We start from the raw sequence: 19,617 nt of genomic DNA on the forward strand, positions 1-19,617 counted from the left end.
AACTCCATTGGCATTAACTGCCTTGGATGCAAAAACGCCCAAGAGAATTGAACCAAGAACGCCACCAACGCCGTGAACACCCCAAACATCAAGAGCATCGTCCCAATGCATTTTGTTCTTAAGTTGAACGGCCATGTAGCAAACAATCCCGGCCATAGTTCCAATTAAAGCTGCAGCCCAAAGGGGAACGTAACCAGCGCAAGGGGTAATGGTTGCCAATCCGGCAATTCCACCAGTAAGTAGCCCGAGCAATTTTGGTTTCTTCTCTCGTGACCACTCTACAATTACCCAAGAGATAGTTGCAAAGGAGGCGGCTACGTCGGTATTAAGGAAGGCAATGGCAGTTGTTTTGTCCACGCACACTTCGCTACCGGCGTTAAAGCCGTACCAGCCGAACCAAAGTAGACCGCTGCCAATCGCAACCAGTGGAATGGAGTTGGGCTTGGAGTTTTTATCCACGCGGGCTCCAACATAGAATACGCTTGCAAGTGCTGCAAAACCTGCTGTTGCATGAACAACTATACCGCCAGCAAAGTCGAGAACGCCCCATTCTGCAAGTATTCCACCACCCCATACCATGTGTACAAATGGGTAGTAAACCAGAATTTGCCAGAAAGTGAGGAAAATAAGGTAGGATTTAAAGGTTACCCGATTTACAAAGGCACCCGTAATAAGCGCCGGAGTGATAATGGCAAACATCATCTGATAGGCAATGAAGACTATCTCCGGAATCTTACCATTAGTGTACATGCTATTCACGGTAACACCGCTTAAGAAAGCCTTATCGAGGTTTCCTATAATGCCACCAGCACCGCCGCTAAAGCAGAGCGAGTAGCCAAAAATGAACCAAAGCACAGTTGTCCATCCTAAGGATACAAAGCTTTGGATCATAATACCGAGGATATTCCTCTTGGTGGCTAAACCACCATAGAAAAAAGCTAATCCGGGGGTCATCAGCATGACCAAGCTGCAGGCTAGCAGCATAAATCCCGTTGAACCAGTTTCGAGCATAGTAATTATGTGTTAGTCGGTTAGAAATGAGTATGTTAAATGGTTAGTCCGAAAACGAGGAAAACGTTGCCGGTTTGTGGGTTAGTGATAAAACTGGCCGAAATGGGCAGCTTAAAGGTTTCAGTAATCTTTACTTCCTTGGTTGCTTTTACACCAAGGTTCACAACGCCAGCTTCGGTTCCGTATATTCCCTTGTCGGTGGTACCTCCACAGAATATGGAGAGGGGTACTCCATTGAGTGTGGCATTGTACGATAACTCAAGATAAACGGAGTTGTCCTTGTCGGCGCCGTAGAAGTTATAGCCGGCTAAAAGGCCTATGGGCAGTTTTTCAGATGGGTTTAGGCTAATGGAGCCCTCCATGATGTGTCCAGTCTCGTTTTTGTTATAGTTGAAGTATTGATTTTTAGCAACTGCCTCATTGGGGAAGAAGTAGTCGGTTGCGGTGAAGGTCAACAGGCTGTTAGGGGTGGTGTAGGAGAGATAAAGATCCGTTTCCTGAGCTGTTGTACTGTTCGAGGTTGTAAAGGCTCCCCAAGCACCGAGGGTGAATCCTTTTGCACTCACCTTAAGAGAGGGTTGTATACTGGGCGAGTGGCCAAAATCAGTTCCCCTCCACACGTAGCGGCTCATAAAATCTGAACCGAGAGTTACTTCAAAAGGGGAGGTAGATTGTTGAGGTTCTCCTGCAGGCTGGGTCTGTGCGTTGGTTATAGCCGCGGTAGACGCCAGAGCTATGAGAATCAGCAGTCTTTTCATGTAGGAAGAGTTTTATGGTTTCCTGCAAAGCTGCTGTACATAGCCAAATCGGACAATTCAGGAATTCTCTAATTTGGTATAAGGGAATCCTTTAATTCGTGCTCTCGTTGCGTGATAAAAGTTGGATGGCCATTTTGATAAGGTCGATATGCGAGGTTAGCTGCATTTTTTGCATGATATGAGCCTTGTGAGCTTCCACAGTCTTAACGCTTATAAATAGCTTGTCGGCAATGTGGCTGTTGGTCATCCCCTTGGCTACTAGAAGGAGAATTTCCAACTCTCTTTTGGACAGCTTATCTTCTGGAAGTTCTGTTTTCTCGGTCTTTGCTTTTTTTACTAGGTTGGAGAGCAGCACCTCAGCTATTTCTTTTCCATAGTATTCCTCTCCATTGTAAACCTTGGTAATGGCTTCTAGCAGCTCCTGCTTCGACGTGTTTTTGGGAAGGTAGCCTTTGGCACCTGCTACAATGGCCTTTTGGATAAACTCCTCAGAGGTAAACATCGAAAGAATGATAACTTTTATAGTTGGGAATTTCTGAGAAATAATCTGCGTGGCTTCAATTCCCGACATTCCCGGCATCGAAATATCCATCAATACTACCTCTGGCTGTGCCTTTTCCAATTCTGCAAAAAACAGTTCCGGCGATGATGCTTCAACTACCACCATCATGTTTCCGCCTGAATGAATAAGCGATTTTATGCCATCTCGCACCAGCTGGTGGTCATCAATAAGTGCTACTCGAATGGGTTCCATTATGCCAAATTATTTATTCTTTTACGGGGAGTATCGGGATATTAACATAGATATCGACACCTTTTCCCGGAAGGGAATGAATGTAAAAGTGCCCGCCAAGCAGTTCGGCTCGTTCACGAATATTGATAATGCCGTTACCGGGATGGCAAATATGGGTAGGGTCAAATCCTTTGCCATTGTCGGTAATATGCACATTCAAAATATCGTTTTCAACCGAGGCCGTGAGCTCAATCAATGTGGCCTCAGAGTGCTTTATTGCATTGGTCAGGGCCTCCTGAACGATTCTGAAAATGTAATTTTTTTGTCTTTTGTTCAGCTTGTCTGGAATGTTGGCAACATGGTGAACCACTCTTCCTGGCTGGCTCTGGTTAAGCCCTTTGCAAAGATTTTGCAATGCAGTGCCTAGGTCTAGTTCGGATAGAACGCTGGGTGTTAGGTTGTTGGATATGCGTCTAACATCATCAATCAGCCGATTGATTTCGACCTTCACCCCTTCCACCAGCTCCTCCTTATGTTCTTCCGTTGGATCATACAGTTCCAGCATGAGCTTGGCTGCAATGAGCTGCTGTCCTATTCCATCGTGGAGCTCACGTGAGAGGCGCTGCCGTTCCTGCTCCTGTCCATCGATTACGTAGCGAAGCTGTCGTGCGCGCTCCTTCTTTTGCGAATTCTCAGCTTTTTTTCGTTCCGAAAGATCGCGAACCACCGTTACCTCTACAGGAAAACCTGCCATGCTAATAGTTCTGCTTTGAATTTCAATGGGAAGGTAGCCACCATCCTTCATTACCAAGTTAGCCTCACATGGAAGCGGAGTAGAGTCGCTGTCGCCAGGCTTGTCGGCTATTTTGTCAATTAAAGAGGAGACTTTCAACTGCTTAATTTCGGCAGTTGTGTAACCCGACATAGCCTTGAAGCTATGGTTTACTTCAAGTGGAACATCTTGGTTGTGAAGAATAATACCCTCCTGTGTGGCATCGTAGAAATATTTTAGCCGGGCCTCTCTCTCCTTAAGATTTGTCTGCTGTTCGGAGAGTTTCTGAGCCATGGTGTTAAACGATTGCGTAAGTCGTCCGATTTCATCCTCCGATTCCACCGGCAGATTGAGATCGAAGTTTCCTTCGCCCACCTTACCTATTGCACTTTTTAACTGAACAAGCGGATGGGTTATACGGTGAGACAGCAGGAGCACTGTTCCTAGAATGAGTAAAGAAATCGATAATCCCATGAGGAGGATGTCGTTGCGCAGCAGAATGATTTGCTTCATCGCTTCCGCTTGATCAATTTCAGCCAGAATACCCCACTTTAAACCGGGAACTTCAATTTGGCCGTAGGAGCTCATTACCATTATATTTCGATAGTCGGGGGTAATAATTGTTCCACTGCTGCCTCTAAGGGCAAGTAGTGAAGGTTTGGTGGTTACCACCGTTTTCAAAAAGCTGTTTTTGATAAATCGCGATTGTGAGCGCATCAGCGAATCACTGCCCACCAAATATGCTTCTCCCGTGTAACCCAGACCACGATTGAAGTTATCTTCCAACATTATTTTATTGATACTCTCAGGACTGAGCAACATCACTGCGTAGGTATTTGCTTCCACCAAAAGTGGCTTTAGCAGAGCGATATACCAACTCCCATCGAAGGCCATGTAGTCGATTAGTCGAGTGGAATCGTTACTAACAGATGAAACACATTTTTCGATGAGCTTAAACTTTGTGTCGCGGTTGTTGAACAAAATACTTGAATGACCTGTTTTAAACAGAACGTTTACAGAATCATTTCCGGAAATGCTGAACACAGCGAACGCACTAACACTTTTCTCCTTTTGGAAAAATGATTGAAGAATGTCGTCCAGGTCTGAGTTCTGGGCACTAAGATTATTTGTTTTGTGAAAAATTTGACATGCAAGGTTGAAGTCGCTGATACGTTCGTGAAAGTATTGTTCAATTTGGCTTTGTTTCTCAATACGTAGGGACGTGAGCTGCTGATAGGTTCTGTTTACTAGTGCACTTTTGGCGCTATGGTAGGAGTAAAACCCAACTGCCGACACTGCCAGAAGGCATAGCGAGATGAAGTTGAGCGATAGCTTTTCGCTGAGGGTGAATGTTCGCATGAAGTGCTAAATGTTATGCTATTAATTGCAGTAAATATACTCACTAACACTATCAAATATTACTAGCTATGAAAATTACTGTTATTGGAGCAGGCAACGTTGGAGCCACATGTGCTAACGTACTTGCGCAAAAAGAACTAGCCAACCAAGTTGTTCTGCTCGACATTGCGGAGGGGGTTGCCGAGGGTAAATCGCTCGATATTTGGCAAACATCTTCGGTAACCAACTTTGATTCCCGAATTATTGGTGTTACCAACGACTATTTGGCAACTAAGGGTTCCAGCGTGGTGGTTATCACTTCCGGGGTTCCCCGTAAGCCTGGAATGTCGAGGGGCGATCTTATCTCAACTAATGCTAAAATTGTTAAGGATGTTACCGAAAAGGTGGTGAAGTATTCCCCAACAGCAATTATTGTTGTGGTGTCGAATCCACTCGATGTAATGACCTACGTGGCCTACCTCTCGGCGCACAAAAAGCCTTGTGAAGTATTTGGTATGGCTGGCATTCTTGACTCGGCTCGCTATAAAGCTTTTATTGCCGACGCATTGGACGTGTCACCTCGCGATGTGAGTGCATTGCTACTCGGTGGACATGGAAACAGCATGGTGCCGCTGGTACGTTACACCTCGGTAGGTGGTATTCCGGTTACCCAGCTGCTCGACAAATCGGTTTTGGATAAAATTGTTGATCGGACTCGAAATGGAGGAGGTGAGCTGGTTAAGTTAATGGGGACATCGGCTTGGTATGCTCCTGGTGCAGCGGCTGCCATGATGGTTGAGGCAATTGTGCGTGACCAACGCCGCATTTTGCCTGTATGTGCATACCTCAATGGCCAGTACGGTCTCTCCGATATTTACATGGGGGTTCCCGTAAAGCTTGGTAAGCGCGGTATTATCGATATAATTGAAATCGACCTCAACGATGAGGAGCGCGGCATGTTAAATGACTCTGCCAAGGAGGTTACTGACCTGATGAAAGAGTTAGATTCCATGAAACTATTCTAGTGGAGCATATGTTATTCTTGGGCGAGACACCACTGTGGTGTCTCGCTTTTTTGTTTCCCAATTAAATCCCGATTATTCACTCGTTTGCGGTCTTAAATTAAGTTAAAGTGAACTCGTTTGCGTTGAAAGGTAAAATTATTGTTATTTCTTTAACATCTGGAAAACTTTTTTTTGCAGACCTCGTTAATATCATAGTTTCACAATAATTATTTAAGGTGTAATTCGAAACCCGCATAATTGTCTTGCATACAACCGACCTGCCTTTGGTGGTGAGTTCGGTAGCGCTAAACAAGCATGAGCACTATTAAGGATCAGTTGTGTGAGGATTCAAGCAACCTTAAACTAAAATTTTTTACAGATGAAAGTTACAGTAGTTGGCGCAGGGAACGTTGGAGCCACATGTGCACATGAAATTGCGCGTAAGGAACTTGCTAGGGAATTGGTTCTAGTTGATGTAAAGGAAGGTCTCACACTGGGCAAGGCGTTGGATATGTGGCAAACTTCTTCGGTTCAGGGATTTAACACCCGAATAACTGGGGTGACAACCGACTTTTCCAAAACGGCAAACTCGGAGGTAGTGGTTATTACCTCGGGTATTCCTCGTCGGCCGGGCATGAGTCGCGACGATTTAATCGACATTAACGCTCGTATAGTTAAGGAGGTTACCGAGGGTATTGTAGCCTACTCTCCCAATGCTAAAATTATTGTAGTTACTAACCCTCTGGACGTAATGACCTACGCGACATTTTTAGCCGCTAAAATTCCATCGAACAGGGTGTTTGGAATGGCTGGCATTCTTGATGCAGCTCGTTATAAAGCCTTTCTCGCTCAGGCGTTGAACATTTCTCCTCAAAGCATCCATGCAATTCTCATGGGTGGTCATGGCGACAGCATGGTGCCGCTGCCACGCTATACCACCGTTTCGGGAATTCCCATTACCGAGCTAATCGATCCTGAAACGCTGAACAAAATTATTGACCGCACCCGTAAGGGAGGAGGAGAGCTGGTCGAGCTCATGGGAACTTCAGCCTGGTATGCTCCAGGAGCTGCCGTATCGCAGATGGTGGAAGCTATTGTGCGCGATCAACGCAGAGTATTTCCGGTATGTGCCTCTCTTAATGGCGAGTATGGTCTCAAGGATTTACACATTGGCGTTCCAGTGGTACTTGGGAAGAATGGTGTGGAGCGCATAATTGAGCTTAACCTTAACGAAGGCGAGATGGAGCTGCTCCACAAGAGTGCCCTCGACGTCAAAAAAATAATGAAGGTGCTTGATAACCTAAACATTTTTGAGGAGCGCTACGGATCTGATATTTTATAGCAATAACTTGCTTTTTCGGAGGCTCGGAGTAGTTTATGCTCCGAGTTTTTACATTTTACATGTAAGGCTTGCATTTAGGTTTATTCAAAAAATATCATAAATTTGCGCCTTACTTTAGAAATCTCGAATTTCGGAAATCTATAAATTCTAAATCAAATGCAGAATAAAGGAGCCTTTCAGCTATTAGCTATTGTTTTCGCTCTTGTTTGTGTATACCAGCTCTCTTTTACCTTTATGGCAAAGAGGGTGGAAAGCCAAGCAAAGGTTTCCCCCATGGGCGAAAAAGCTTATCTCGATTCAATCTCCAGCAAAGGAGTTTACAACTTTCTTTGGCTCAAGGACTTTACCTATAAGGAGTGCACCGAGAGGGAACTTAACCTTGGTCTTGACCTAAAGGGTGGTATAAACGTAACCTTGGAAGTATCGGAAGCGGACATCATTCGGTCACTTTCCAACTTTAGCACCGACAGCACCTTTAATAAGGTGATGAAGATTGCTATGGAAGAGCACGCAAATGGTCAGAAAGATTTTGTTGCCCTGTTTGTTAATGCATGGAATAAAGTTGTGCCCAACGATAGGTTGGCACGAATATTTGCAACTTTTGAGCTGAAAGATAAGATTACCCCCACCTCAAACAACGCCCAGGTCGAGAAGGTTATCCGTCAGGAGGTTGACGATGCCATTTCCAACTCATACAACGTTATTAGAAACCGTATCGACCGTTTTGGTGTTGCGCAGCCTAACATTCAGCGTCTCGAAAATTCGGGCCGAATTTTGGTTGAGCTTCCAGGTGCAAAAGATCCTAGCCGTATCAGAAAGCTGCTGCAGGGAACTGCCAATCTTGAGTTTTGGGAAACATACGAGAACTCCGAGATATATCCCTTTTTGATTTCGGCTAATTCTAAACTCAGGGAGCTGGCATCTGCTAAATTGGCCAATGCACCAAAGGAAGAATCTAGCAAGGTTGCGGTTACCAAGGAGGTAAAAAAGAAGGAAACTCAGGCTACCGATACTACGAACAAGCTTATTTCTGCCGTTCAGCAATCTCAAGACACCACTGCCAAGAGTGCCAGTGAGGCAGCTTTCGCAAGTGAGAATCCACTGTTCAAGGTATTACGACCTGCAGTGGGACAGCAGGGACCATTCCCAGGACCATCCGTTGGTATTGCTGAGGCTGGCGATACCGCAAGGGTAGATGCTTACTTGGCAATGCCTCAAATCAAGGCACTGTTCCCTCACGATGTTAAGTTCCTATGGTCGGTAAAACCAATGGAGACAAATGGCAACACATACGCTTTGATAGCCATTAAAATTTCTACCCGCGATGGTCGTGCCCCGTTAGACGGTGGTGTGATTACCGATGCTAGAGAAGAATTTGGCAACTCTGGCGGGGGGCAAGCTCAGGTAGCTATGTCGATGAATGCTACCGGCTCAAAGGTTTGGGCCCGCTTAACCGCCGACAACAAGGGCCGTTGCATTGCCATTGTGCTCGACAACTATGTTTATTCCTATCCTGTCGTGAACGATGAAATTACCGGAGGTAATTCTCAAATTTCTGGCAATTTCACCATAGAGGAGGCAAAAGACTTAGCTAATGTATTGAAGTCGGGTAAGCTACCTGCTCCAGCTCGTATTATTCAGGAGGCAATTGTAGGACCTTCACTTGGCCAAGCAACCATCAACTCCGGTATGTGGAGCTTCTTAATGTCGTTCATGTTGATTATGATCTACATGGTTGTGTACTATAGCCGCAGAGGTGGATTTATTGCCGACGTTACCTTAATATTTAACCTCTTCTTCCTAATTGGTGTTCTTGCTTCATTTGGTGCCGTTTTAACCTTGCCTGGTATTGCGGGTATTGTGCTTACCATGGGTATGGCCGTGGATGCTAACGTGCTTATCTTTGAGCGTATTCGTGAGGAAATTCGTGCGGGTAAAGGTGTTAACCTTGCAATTGCAGATGGGCACAAGCATGCGCTTTCGGCTATTGTCGATGGGAACATGACAACCCTCATTACGGCTCTTATTCTCTACGTTTTTGGATCAGGTCCTATCCGCGGATTTGCAACTACCCTCGCAATTGGTATTGTTACTTCGCTATTTGCGGCATTAATTATTTCTCGATTAATGATCGAGTTCTATGTTGCAAAGGGATTTAAGATAACCTTCTCTACCAAACTTTCGGAAACCGCCTTCACCAAGGTTCGTATTAAGTTTATTGAATGGCGTAAGTATGCTTACGGAATGAGTATTACCTTTTTGGTAATTATTGCCATATCGCTTATTGTTCGTGGCTTAAACCCTGGCATTGACTTTACAGGAGGGCGTTCATTCGTTGTTAAGTTTGATAAACCGGTTCAATCTACAGAAGTTGCAATTACTTTAGAAAAAGTATTTGGTGAAGCTCCTGAGGTAAAGACCTATGGTTCCAATAAGGAACTTAAGATTACCACCAAATATCGTATCAACGAGAATGGTCCTACAGTTGACGATGAGGTTGATATGAAGTTGTATGAGGGTTTAAAGACCTATTTACCACAAGGTACTACTTTTGCAACATTTGATACTGCTAATAAGATAAGTTCCGATAAGGTTGGCCCAACCGTAGCTAAAGATATCAGAAAGGACGCTATTATTGCAGTTATGTTTGCACTTTTGGCCATTTTCGTATACATCTTCCTTCGTTTCCGGAATGTTACCTATGGCGTTGGTGCTATTGTTTCACTTGCTCACGATGCAATTATGGTTATTGGTGTTTATACCCTGTTCTACCATAGAGTATCGTTCCCACTTGAGGTTGATCAATCGTTTATTGCCGCAGTGCTTACAATTATTGGTGCCTCTGTTTACGATACGGTAATTATCTTCGACAGAATTAGGGAGTATACACATTTGTATCCAAAGCGCGAGCGTAAGGATGTACTTAACGATGCTATGAACCACACCTTAGGTAGAACATTTAGTACCTCATTCACTACCTTTATCGTTCTTATCCCTATGTTCTTCTTGGCAGGGCAAGGTATCCAAGGTTTCATCTTTGGATTAATGGTAGGTATCTTCTTTGGTAGCTTCTCCTCAGTATTCGTTGCGGCTCCTGTTGCTTACGACCTTTCTCGATGGAGAGAAAAAAGGGCACTTAAGAAAGCTGAGTTAAAAAAGTAGTTTATAAAAAGCTATATTTCAGTTGAAACCCCGACCAATCATCGGGGTTTCTTCATTCTTTTCATTCGCTGGTTCATCTAAAATGGCTATCTTTCGCCATAACTATTTTGCCATGATAATTACTACGCAGGGGATTGAAAAATCTTTTGGGAGCTTGCAAGTGCTCAAGGGAATAGACCTTCAGGTTGAGGAAAACAAGCTGGTGTCCATTGTGGGTCCGTCCGGCGCAGGGAAGACTACATTTCTTCAGATTATGGGGACTCTATCAAATCCTGACAAAGGGAAGGTATTCATTGGGGGCACTGATATTACCAAGCTGAACTCGTCATCCTTGGCATTGTTTAGAAATCAGAAGTTGGGGTTTGTGTTCCAGTTCCACCATCTACTTCCCGAATTTACCGCGCTCGAAAATATATGCATTCCTGCCTATATTGCCGGCACTAGAAAAAATATTGCTGAGAAGCGTGCCAGTGAGTTACTTGCCTTTTTAGGATTAAGCGAACGTGCGTCCCATAAGCCCACTGAATTGTCGGGTGGTGAGCAGCAGCGCGTGGCCGTTGCCAGAGCGCTGATTAATAATCCGGCAGTGATCTTTGCCGATGAACCATCGGGCAATCTTGACACTGCGAATAAGCAGGAGCTGCACAGGCTATTTTTTCAGTTGAGAGATGAATTTGGTGTTACCATTGTGGTTGTTACGCACGACACCGAGCTGGCTGATAGTTCTGATGTTGTTTTCACCATGGTTGATGGGGTTATCTCCAATGCTAGGCATAGTTAACTTACAGAAGGTTAAGCAACTGCTTGATAGTCGTCTGGATGCATATTTAGCACCAGAGTTTATACAGCACGACCCTGTTCAAATTCCCCATCTGTTTCGAAATAAGGAGGATATCGAAATCGCCGGGTTGCTTGCTGCTACCATTTCATGGGGGCAGCGTAAGTCCATAATTATGGGAGCAAAACGCATTATTTCCCTTATGGATGGCGCCCCATTTGATTTCGTGCAAAATCATACACCTGCCGATTTAAGGAGGCTCCAAGGGTTTGTTTACCGAACCTTTAATGGTAACGATTTAGTCGCATTTATTGGTCAGCTTCAGGGAATATATCACCATTCAGGTGGACTTGAAGTTGTATTTTCCTCCGGCTTTATGCGTGGTGGAATTGTGGGCGCACTGTCGGAATTTAGGGCAAAAATGTTGGTAGGTATTGGCGATTCTCACATGTCCAAGCACGTGGCCAATGTTGATAAGGGTTCGGCTTGCAAGCGGTTGAATATGTTTTTGCGATGGATGGTTCGATCGGATGCTAGCGGTGTTGATTTTGGCTTATGGAATCAGATACCAGCAAGTGCGCTGGCAATACCTTTGGATGTAAACACGGCGTTAGCATCACGAATGCTGGGTTTGCTTTCTCGGAAGCAGAACGATTGGCGCGCCGTTGTTGAACTAACGGAGCAACTTCAAAAGATTGATCCTATTGACCCTATTAAGTATGATTTTGCCCTTTTTTCCATTGGTCAGAGTAAAGATTATCCATTGTAAGCATGTCGTCATTTCGTTTTAAACAGTTTACTATCAACCAGCAGAATGTCCCCATGAAGGTTAATACCGATGGGGTGCTCCTTGGGGCGTGGGCTGATGTTGATAATATGGCTTCAATTTTAGACGTTGGCACAGGCACGGGCGTTATTGCCCTAATGCTGGCTCAGCGCAATTTAACCGCACTTGTCGATGCAGTAGAGATAGATCAACAGGCTGTTGCAATTGCAGAACAAAATATAGCAAACTCGCCATGGAGCGAACGAATCGCTGTGATTGGGTCCAGCTTTCAAGCGTATGCTGACAGCTCTGCATTGAAGTATAGCCTCATAGTGTCCAACCCTCCTTTTTTTCTTAGTGCATTAAAATCGCCTAGTCAAAGCAGAAATTTGTCTAGGCATGCCGACATTTTACCCTATGAAGCATTGTTGGAAGGTGTTGATAAGCTTTTAGCGGAAACAGGTGTTTTTGCAGGCGTTTTCCCCTATGCAGAGTCGAACGTATTTATTGCCCTTGCCGTTAACTTTGGGCTTTACTGCCGACGAAAGATATACGTTCAAACCGTTTCCGGAGGTCGGATTAAGCGGGTTCTGCTTGAACTATCAAGAGAACGGGTTACACCAATGGAAGGTAATTTAGCAATCGAAGAGCACGGTGGAAAAGGGTATACAACCGATTATCGCAATCTTACAAAAGACTTTTACCTTGCATTTTAATCTTGAAGCAGCTGTATGGGAGACTGTTGCTTTGAGTGGAAAAAAAGAGGCTGATATTCAGCCTCTTTCATGATTACAAGTTGGTTCGCTCCTCAATGAATTTCACTCCGTAATTCTCTAACTCTTTGAGAATAGGCGTGTAAAGATGAGGTTTAATGGGCACCACAACTCCTTTTTCTTTAATTTCACCTGTTAGAAGCAGCTTGGTTGCAATGGCGAGCGGAGTGCCAACTGTGATGGACATGGCCGTATTTAGTTGATCTTTTCCCTTAATTACCAGTGTAGAGGTAATCCGCTCCTTTTTTCCATATAGTTCATAGTCGAACCGATGCTGCATTACAATCATGTCCTTATCTTCTGGATCAAGAACCCACTTCTCTTCCAATATTTTCTGAACGATTTGGGCTGGTGAGGCGTTTGGTAACCCAACCTTCTTTTCCTCGAAGATCCCTAGCCACTGCAATTTGGAAAATATATTAGGATCGTTTGCCAGTGGAATCTCTTTTCTAATTTTATCTTCTACCGTTTGCGTGGGGTGGTATGCCAAAAAGCTATTGATGAAGCTGCGGTAAGTCAGGTTTTCTGAATCGGGAACCTTGTAGGTATCGTCAGTTGCACCCAGCTGCACAAATACATCCCAGGCTTTGCAGTAACCTTTCTTACGCATGGTGCCACGCATAATAGATGGTATATTTTCTAGGGAGTATATTTTCTTGTATTGTAGTGAATCACGGTTAGGATAAACCTCAAATTCGCCCATATCGAGAACATTTACCGTAAATGCGCGACTATAAAGGCGATGGTAGGGAATAAATTTCACCTGCCCCATCTCCTGATATTGGGCAACTCCTTGCCCGGCCAATACCACATTTCTTGGGTTCCAGGTAAATTTATAGTTCCAAGGGTTGTTGTCATACTCCGGCGCAACAAGGCCACCTGTGTTCGACATAAAGCCAAGCATTTTTCCACCCTTAGCCTTAATCTCGTCTATCACCTTCATGGCCGACATGTGATCGATACCAGGGTCCACGCCCAGTTCGTTGAGAAGGGAGATACCTTTTGCTTTTGCCTCAGCATCCAACGATTTCATGGCATCGGAAACGTAAGAAGCCGTAAGCATGTTCTTGCCTTGGGCTACACATTCCTTTGCCACAACAGGGTGCATAAAGGCGGGTAACATGGAAATTACCGCATCGGCACCAGTTATTTCTGTAGTTAATTGTTTTGAGTCAGAAAGGTCAAACTTGAAGGCTGAACCGTTGGGGTGCTTGTTGACTTTTCTCTGAGCTGTTTCTAGTGATAGGTCCCCAACCTTCACCTTCCAATTTAACGAGGTAGAGTGGTCGAGTAAATAGGCAATAAGGCTTGTGGATGACAGGCCTGCACCTAGAACAAGAATGGTTTTCATGAGTTAGTGGTAGTTATGTAAAATATGGTTTGAAACTAGTGATTATTATTTACCGAATGAAATCGATTGTTAAATACAAAGCAAGTAGCGACCAATGTCGTCAATTAAAGCAGCGAAATAGTTGCTGTTGATTAAAACAATATCACCTATAGTTCTCAAGCAATTATTGCTGCCAAATTCCAAAAAGCAACCCCTCAATCGCGAGGATGATAACCCTTTTATTTTTACAAAAATATACTGTTTTTTTTCTGAGGCATAGGCAAACCTTGTGTTATAGGGCATTAAATTGCAAACGTTTTAGCACGACTATTTTCTTCGTTTGAGTATTTCATTATCCATCTTTTTTTTCTTTATTACCTTTGTAATTCACTAATAACTCAGAAGCATTGTCCTCTTACGATAAGTATGTGGAAACTCCACTAATGAAACAGTATGTAGCCATAAAGCGACAGCATCCTGATGCAATTTTACTTTTTAGGGTTGGTGACTTCTATGAAACTTTTGGGGAGGATGCCATCAAAGCCAGTGAAATTTTGGGAATCACTTTGACTCGAAGAGCGAATGGTGCTGCTGCATATGTTGAGCTAGCTGGATTTCCGCACCATGCACTCGACACCTATCTTCCTAAGCTTGTAAGGGCTGGCCAACGGGTCGCAATTTGTGAGCAACTCGAAGATCCGAAGCTTACAAAAAACATTGTTAAGCGTGGAATCACTGAACTCATTACCCCAGGCGTTTCCTTTAACGATAGTGTGCTGGAGCGTAGGGAGAACAACTTTCTTGCTTCTGTATACATTGGAAAGTCTGTTGGCGGAGTCTCTTTTCTTGATATTTCAACCGGCGAATTTTTACTGGCCGAGGGACCTTTTGAATACATCGATAAGCTACTTGCAAACTTCAACCCTAAGGAAGTTTTGGTTGAAAAGGCTAAAAGCGCTGATTTTCTTGAAATATTTGGAACCAAGTATAACCTCTTTAAGCTCGACGATTGGATTTATAGTCCCGACGTTGGACGGGAGAAGTTGGAGAAACAGTTTCAGGTGAATTCACTTAAAGGATTTGGCGTGGATAGCCTGACTTTTGGGCTTGCCGCAGGCGGCGCAATTCTATACTATCTTGAGCTCACTCAGCATACTCAACTTAAGCATGTTACCACAGTAGCACGAATCGATCAGGAGCATTATGTTTGGCTCGATAAGTTTACGGTTCGAAATCTTGAACTCTTCGGCTCAGTGAATGAGGGTGGTCGAACGCTGTTGGGTATTCTCGATAAAACGACAACGCCTATGGGGGCAAGGATGCTGCGACGGTGGATTAGTCTACCGTTAAAAGATGTTTCCCCCATAAAGGAGCGTTTAAATGCCGTTGAACATCTCATCCAACATCCGGAGGAGAAGGGGCTGTTGCAGGAAAAGTTACGCGAACTTGGCGATTTGGAGCGAATTGTATCGCGGGCAGCGGTTGGCAGAGTAAACCCTCGCGAGTTGGTTCAGCTTCGGCTGGCACTTACCTTAATCGATCCAATTAAGGAGCATTGTAAGGAGTCAGGTGACGTTTCTCTCGTGAAAATTGGCGACCAGCTTAACCCTTGTGTGGTTATTAGGGAGAGGTTACAGCTGGAATTGGTTGATGATCCACCAACGTTGGTTGCCAAAGGGAATGTAATTGCCCAAGGGGTGAATACGGAACTGGATGAATTGCGCTCTATTGCTTTTTCCGGCAAGGACTATTTGCTGAACCTACAGCAGCGCGAGGCAGAAAGAACGGGTATATCATCACTGAAAGTTAGCTTCAACAATGTATTTGGTTACTACATCGAAGTTCGTAATGCGCATAAAGAAAAAGTTCCAACCGATTGGATTCGCAAGCAAACGCTTGTAAATGCTGAGCGATATATTACTGCAGAACTAAAGGAGTATGAGGAAAAAATTCTTGGTGCTGAGGAAAAGATTCTCTCAATTGAGCAGGCTGTATACTCCGATTTGGTACTAGCACTGCTCGACTATATAGCACCAATTCAGCATAACGCTGCACTACTTGCCCGTCTTGACTGTCTACTATCATTTGCAGAAGTGTCCGTTGCCTTTGGGTATGAGAAACCGGAGATTCATGATGGGTTCACATTGTCCATTAAGGACGGTCGCCATCCGGTAATTGAGCGGATGCTTCCTCCCGGGGAGGAGTATGTGTCTAACAACGTGGATATGGACACCGAGCAGCAGCAGCTTATCATTATCACCGGACCAAACATGTCAGGAAAGTCTGCTTTGCTAAGGCAGACAGCCTTAATAGTTCTAATGGCACAAGTAGGATGTTTTGTTCCCGCCTCTAGCGCATCAATAGGTGTGGTGGATAAAATATTTACACGGGTAGGGGCATCCGACAACATTTCGATGGGTGAGAGTACGTTTATGGTCGAGATGCATGAGGCTGCAAGCATCCTTAATAACCTATCGGATAGAAGCCTGATTCTTCTCGATGAAATTGGACGTGGCACAAGCACTTACGATGGCATTTCAATTGCATGGGCTATGGCTGAGTTCATTCATAACCATCCTACGGCACGGGCAAAGACCCTGTTTGCAACCCACTACCATGAGCTAAATGAGATGGCTGAATTCTTCCCTCGAATCAAAAACTTCAATGTTAGTGTGAAGGAACTAGACAACAAAGTGCTTTTTATACGGAAATTGGTTCCTGGAGGCAGTGCGCATAGCTTTGGTATTCATGTGGCACGTATGGCTGGAATGCCCCAGAGCGTTGTCCGCAGGGCGGAAGAAATTCTTATCCAATTGGAAAAATCGCATCAGCAAAAGCAATTGGAAAAGCCTGTTAATGATATCGTTGAAAAAAGCGAGGGTTTTCAGTTAAGTTTTTTCCAGCTGGAGGATCCAGTCTTAAAGAGAATCAGGGATGAGATAATAGGATTGGACCTAAATAACCTAACTCCAATTGATGCAATGAACAAGCTGAACGAAATCAAGAAGATAGCTGGACTGTAATATTGATAAAGCTTTGAACTTGATGAGAGACCTGAAAAAAAATGGAAAAAAGGGCAGAAAACATTTGTGGAAAGAAAAATTGATTTATATTTGCACTCGCAATCGCAAGCCGAGCATGGCAAACGATGCGGGAGTAGCTCAGTTGGTAGAGCACAACCTTGCCAAGGTTGGGGTCGCGGGTCCGAGTCCCGTCTCCCGCTCTTTTTTTTAACGGGCCCGGATGGCGGAACTGGTAGACGCGCAGGACTTAAAATCCTGTGACCATTGCGGTTGTGCGGGTTCGATCCCCGCTCCGGGTACAGATGAAATTAATGACCTTCTGATTTTTCAGAAGGTTTTTTTTATGCCTTTTGGGTTCCCACTACCATTGATGAAGATTTTATAATGGGTTCCACGTTTGCCCATCCGATTTTGTCGACCATGGTGTACAAAAAAAGCACCATCAGCAATGGTGCTTTTTTTGTAGCTATGTTATAGCTGTCTACCTATCGTAGTCTTTTAACGTTTTCATTAACTTTTGACGTGAGAAAAAGATTCTACTTTTTACAGTCCCAATTTTAAGATTCAACTCCTCTGCAATCTCCTTATACTTGAAGCCGGAGGTGTGCATCTGGAACGGAATTCGGAATTCGTCTTCAAGCTGGTCAATTTTCTTGCTGATCTCACTATGGGAATACTCCATTTCCGGATTGGTCATGTTGTCCGGGCGAGAGTTCATTAAGTATTGGTTATCGCTTGAGTCGAAAGTGGTGTTCTGCTTTACCGACTTACGGTAGTTATTAATAAAGGTATTCTTCATGATAGTGAAAGTCCATGCCTTAAGATTGGTGTTTTCTTCAAATTTATCCTGATACATCAATGCCTTTAGGTATGTTTCCTGAAGTAAATCCTTTGCATCTTCTCTGTTCATCGTCAAGCTGTAGGCAAACCTCTCAAGGTTTGATTCCAAGTCGACTAGCTGTGTGTGAAATTCTACTGCTGTCATGGCTCTATGATGTTTTGTTATTTTGAAATAATCTAAATAAACGTTGAAACAAATATACAATAGAGTTAAACAACTAAGCAAGAACGGAGCGGTATTGCGGCTAACTTTAAGCTTGTAGTCTAAATAATATAAATCTGTATTGGTTGTAGATGTAAGTTGTTTGTTAATCTAGTCTAAATAGAATATAAATAAAATACGATGTTAACTCTTTTTGTAAAATATTGATATTCAGAAATTTTGATAGTGTTAAGAAGCGTTAATTACCGCCTTGTTTCGAAATTATTGACTGAAAATCGTCAAGTGTGGAGAGTTTTGCAAAAGTTTTGGGCTTGCGTTTTATTTCGTCTAACGCTGGACCGCCACCAATAATGGTCGACAATGGAAAGTGGATTGATAGTTCTTTCATTAGCTGGTCGAGCTTGTGTGGTTGAGGGAACGTGGCGGAAAAGATAAAGAATTTGGGATGCAGCTGTTTCCCTACGGAGATAATATCGGCAAGCGGAACAGATTGACCTAAATATAAGGTGTTTAAACGTTTGGCCCTGGTGAGATAGTTGAGCGACAAAAGCACAAGCTCGTGATATTCACCTTCGGGCAAAAAGAAAATATGCTTTGGCAGTTCACCCCTGTTTGGCCCCAGCAGACCGGTTTCATGAAGTATCCTATTCCTAATTAGGCTAGAGGCAAAGTGCTCGTGGGCTGGAATGATTTCACCAATTTGCCACATCATCCCAAGTTTGTCTAGGAACGGGAAAATCAATTTTTCTAAGGCGTATCCAAAGCCATTCGAAGTAATTGAACCGTTGATGATGTCATCAAAGGTTTTCTCATCAAAATTGACCATGGCAATAACCAGCTGTTCTGTAAGCAGCCCCGGACTTTTATGCTTATCTACCACGTTGGTTACGGTGGTTGTGAGCTCCGCAAACGACATGTGGGCCAGCATCGATATTTTCATCCCGCAGTTGTTGAGGATGGAAACGTTTAGCAGTTTTTTTAAATCATCATCGCTATATTCCCGAATGTTTGTCAGTGTGCGTGCGGGCTCCACAATGTGATACCTACGTTCCCACATCCGAATGGTATGAGCCTTAATGCCCGTGAGCAATTCAAGGTCCTTTATAGAGTAGATAGCCATAACAATAGTGTTAAATTCCAGTTATTAACGTAAACAGTAGCGCTATTGTTCAACCTTTTACCTAACTTTCCTAAGCAACATTATGCCATCCCTAATGGGTAACAGGACATTTTCGACTGAACTGTCGTTGTGAACAAAGTCGTTGAAGTTGAGGATACCCTTTGTTTGAGCATCACTGGATGCAACGCTCGACACAACCTTCCCATCCCAAAGTACATTATCAGCAAGAATGAAGCTGCCAATCTTCATAAATGGCATTATTGCTTTGAAGTATTCAATGTATTGGCGTTTGTCACCATCGATAAATGCGAGGTCGAATTGAGTTATCAGGGTAGGAATAATATCTATGGCATTGCCAATATGGAGTTTTATCTGCTTGCCATATGATGCTCGGTCGAAGTATGATTGAGCAAGTGGTGCCAACTCGTCGTCGATTTCAATTGTGTGAAGAACCCCGTTGGCCGATAACCCCTTCGCTAGGCACAAGGCAGAGTAGCCCGTGAAGGTTCCAATCTCCAGAATTGCTGCAGGGAAAACCATCTTGCTAATCATCTCGAGAACAACGCCTTGCAAATGTCCTGAAAGCATTCTCGGATGGACAGTATTGAGATTTGTATTACGGTCGAGTTCCTTAAGTAATTCCTCTTCTGGCTGGGTATGCTCAAGGATGTATTGCTCCAGCTTTCTATCGCGCGGTATCATGG

15 protein-coding genes and 2 tRNA genes are annotated in these 19,617 nt (G+C 44.0%); 9 read left to right on the forward strand and 8 right to left on the reverse strand.

Features of this window, described 5'->3' with window-relative positions:
- The 4 genes from VMW01_01020 to VMW01_01035 all read right to left on the reverse strand — a co-directional run.
- Nucleotides 1-1,011 (reverse strand): ammonium transporter (locus tag VMW01_01020; protein HUW04817.1); only part of this gene is annotated, 1,011 nt, incomplete at its 3' end.
- 35 nt (nucleotides 1,012-1,046) lie between these two features.
- Complete coding sequence (locus VMW01_01025; GenBank protein HUW04818.1) at nucleotides 1,047-1,769, reverse strand: TorF family putative porin; 723 nt, start codon at nucleotides 1,767-1,769, stop codon at nucleotides 1,047-1,049.
- 91 nt (nucleotides 1,770-1,860) lie between these two features.
- Complete coding sequence (locus tag VMW01_01030) at nucleotides 1,861-2,523, reverse strand: response regulator transcription factor (protein ID HUW04819.1); 663 nt, start codon at nucleotides 2,521-2,523, stop codon at nucleotides 1,861-1,863.
- 13 nt (nucleotides 2,524-2,536) lie between these two features.
- Entirely contained in the window at nucleotides 2,537-4,633 is a 2,097-nt protein-coding gene (locus VMW01_01035; protein HUW04820.1) for a HAMP domain-containing protein, read from the reverse strand.
- A gap of 68 nt (nucleotides 4,634-4,701) precedes the next feature.
- Here VMW01_01035 and mdh (VMW01_01040) point away from each other — a divergent pair, with 68 nt between their 5' ends.
- The 6 genes from mdh (VMW01_01040) (at nucleotide 4,702) to VMW01_01065 (ending at nucleotide 12,380) form a co-directional block, all read left to right on the forward strand.
- Nucleotides 4,702-5,637 (forward strand): malate dehydrogenase, encoded by a 936-nt coding sequence (mdh, locus tag VMW01_01040; protein ID HUW04821.1) that lies wholly within the window; start codon nucleotides 4,702-4,704, stop codon nucleotides 5,635-5,637.
- A 358-nt stretch (nucleotides 5,638-5,995) separates the two neighbouring features.
- Nucleotides 5,996-6,958: a malate dehydrogenase gene (gene mdh / locus VMW01_01045; protein HUW04822.1), complete on the forward strand. Its 963-nt coding sequence runs from the start codon at nucleotides 5,996-5,998 to the stop codon at nucleotides 6,956-6,958.
- A 156-nt stretch (nucleotides 6,959-7,114) separates the two neighbouring features.
- The gene (secDF, locus tag VMW01_01050; GenBank protein ID HUW04823.1) at nucleotides 7,115-10,120 is read left to right on the forward strand and encodes a protein translocase subunit SecDF; all 3,006 of its coding nucleotides are present in this window, start codon (nucleotides 7,115-7,117) and stop codon (nucleotides 10,118-10,120) included.
- Between the two features lie 112 nt (nucleotides 10,121-10,232).
- Complete coding sequence (locus VMW01_01055; protein HUW04824.1) at nucleotides 10,233-10,901, forward strand: ABC transporter ATP-binding protein; 669 nt, start codon at nucleotides 10,233-10,235, stop codon at nucleotides 10,899-10,901.
- Entirely contained in the window at nucleotides 10,885-11,667 is a 783-nt protein-coding gene (locus VMW01_01060; protein ID HUW04825.1) for a TIGR02757 family protein, read from the forward strand. Before VMW01_01055 ends, VMW01_01060 begins: the two co-directional genes overlap by 17 nt.
- 2 nt (nucleotides 11,668-11,669) lie before the next feature.
- The gene (locus VMW01_01065) at nucleotides 11,670-12,380 is read left to right on the forward strand and encodes a methyltransferase (GenBank protein ID HUW04826.1); all 711 of its coding nucleotides are present in this window, start codon (nucleotides 11,670-11,672) and stop codon (nucleotides 12,378-12,380) included.
- Between the two features lie 73 nt (nucleotides 12,381-12,453).
- Here the strand turns inward: VMW01_01065 and VMW01_01070 are convergent, their stop codons facing one another.
- A complete protein-coding gene (locus tag VMW01_01070; GenBank protein HUW04827.1) occupies nucleotides 12,454-13,788 on the reverse strand; it encodes a saccharopine dehydrogenase C-terminal domain-containing protein in 1,335 nt (444 codons plus the stop codon).
- A 422-nt stretch (nucleotides 13,789-14,210) separates the two neighbouring features.
- On the opposite strand from VMW01_01070, the gene mutS reads away from it, so the two are divergent.
- From mutS to VMW01_01085, 3 genes are all read left to right on the forward strand, one after another.
- Nucleotides 14,211-16,790, forward strand: a complete 2,580-nt coding sequence (gene mutS, locus VMW01_01075) for a DNA mismatch repair protein MutS (GenBank protein ID HUW04828.1) — start codon at nucleotides 14,211-14,213, stop codon at nucleotides 16,788-16,790.
- 127 nt (nucleotides 16,791-16,917) lie between these two features.
- Nucleotides 16,918-16,990 (forward strand) — tRNA-Gly (locus tag VMW01_01080).
- A gap of 14 nt (nucleotides 16,991-17,004) precedes the next feature.
- Nucleotides 17,005-17,089, forward strand: a tRNA-Leu gene (locus VMW01_01085).
- A gap of 182 nt (nucleotides 17,090-17,271) precedes the next feature.
- Here the strand turns inward: VMW01_01085 and VMW01_01090 are convergent.
- From VMW01_01090 to VMW01_01100, 3 genes are all read right to left on the reverse strand, one after another.
- Nucleotides 17,272-17,775 (reverse strand): sigma-70 family RNA polymerase sigma factor, encoded by a 504-nt coding sequence (locus tag VMW01_01090; GenBank protein HUW04829.1) that lies wholly within the window; start codon nucleotides 17,773-17,775, stop codon nucleotides 17,272-17,274.
- 256 nt (nucleotides 17,776-18,031) lie between these two features.
- Entirely contained in the window at nucleotides 18,032-18,913 is an 882-nt protein-coding gene (locus tag VMW01_01095; protein HUW04830.1) for a MerR family transcriptional regulator, read from the reverse strand.
- 57 nt (nucleotides 18,914-18,970) lie between these two features.
- Nucleotides 18,971-19,615, reverse strand: a complete 645-nt coding sequence (locus VMW01_01100) for an O-methyltransferase (protein HUW04831.1) — start codon at nucleotides 19,613-19,615, stop codon at nucleotides 18,971-18,973.
- Nucleotides 19,616-19,617 lie beyond the last annotated feature (2 nt).

It is taken from the genome of Williamwhitmania sp. (assembly GCA_035529935.1).
GTDB lineage: Bacteria > Bacteroidota > Bacteroidia > Bacteroidales > Williamwhitmaniaceae > Williamwhitmania.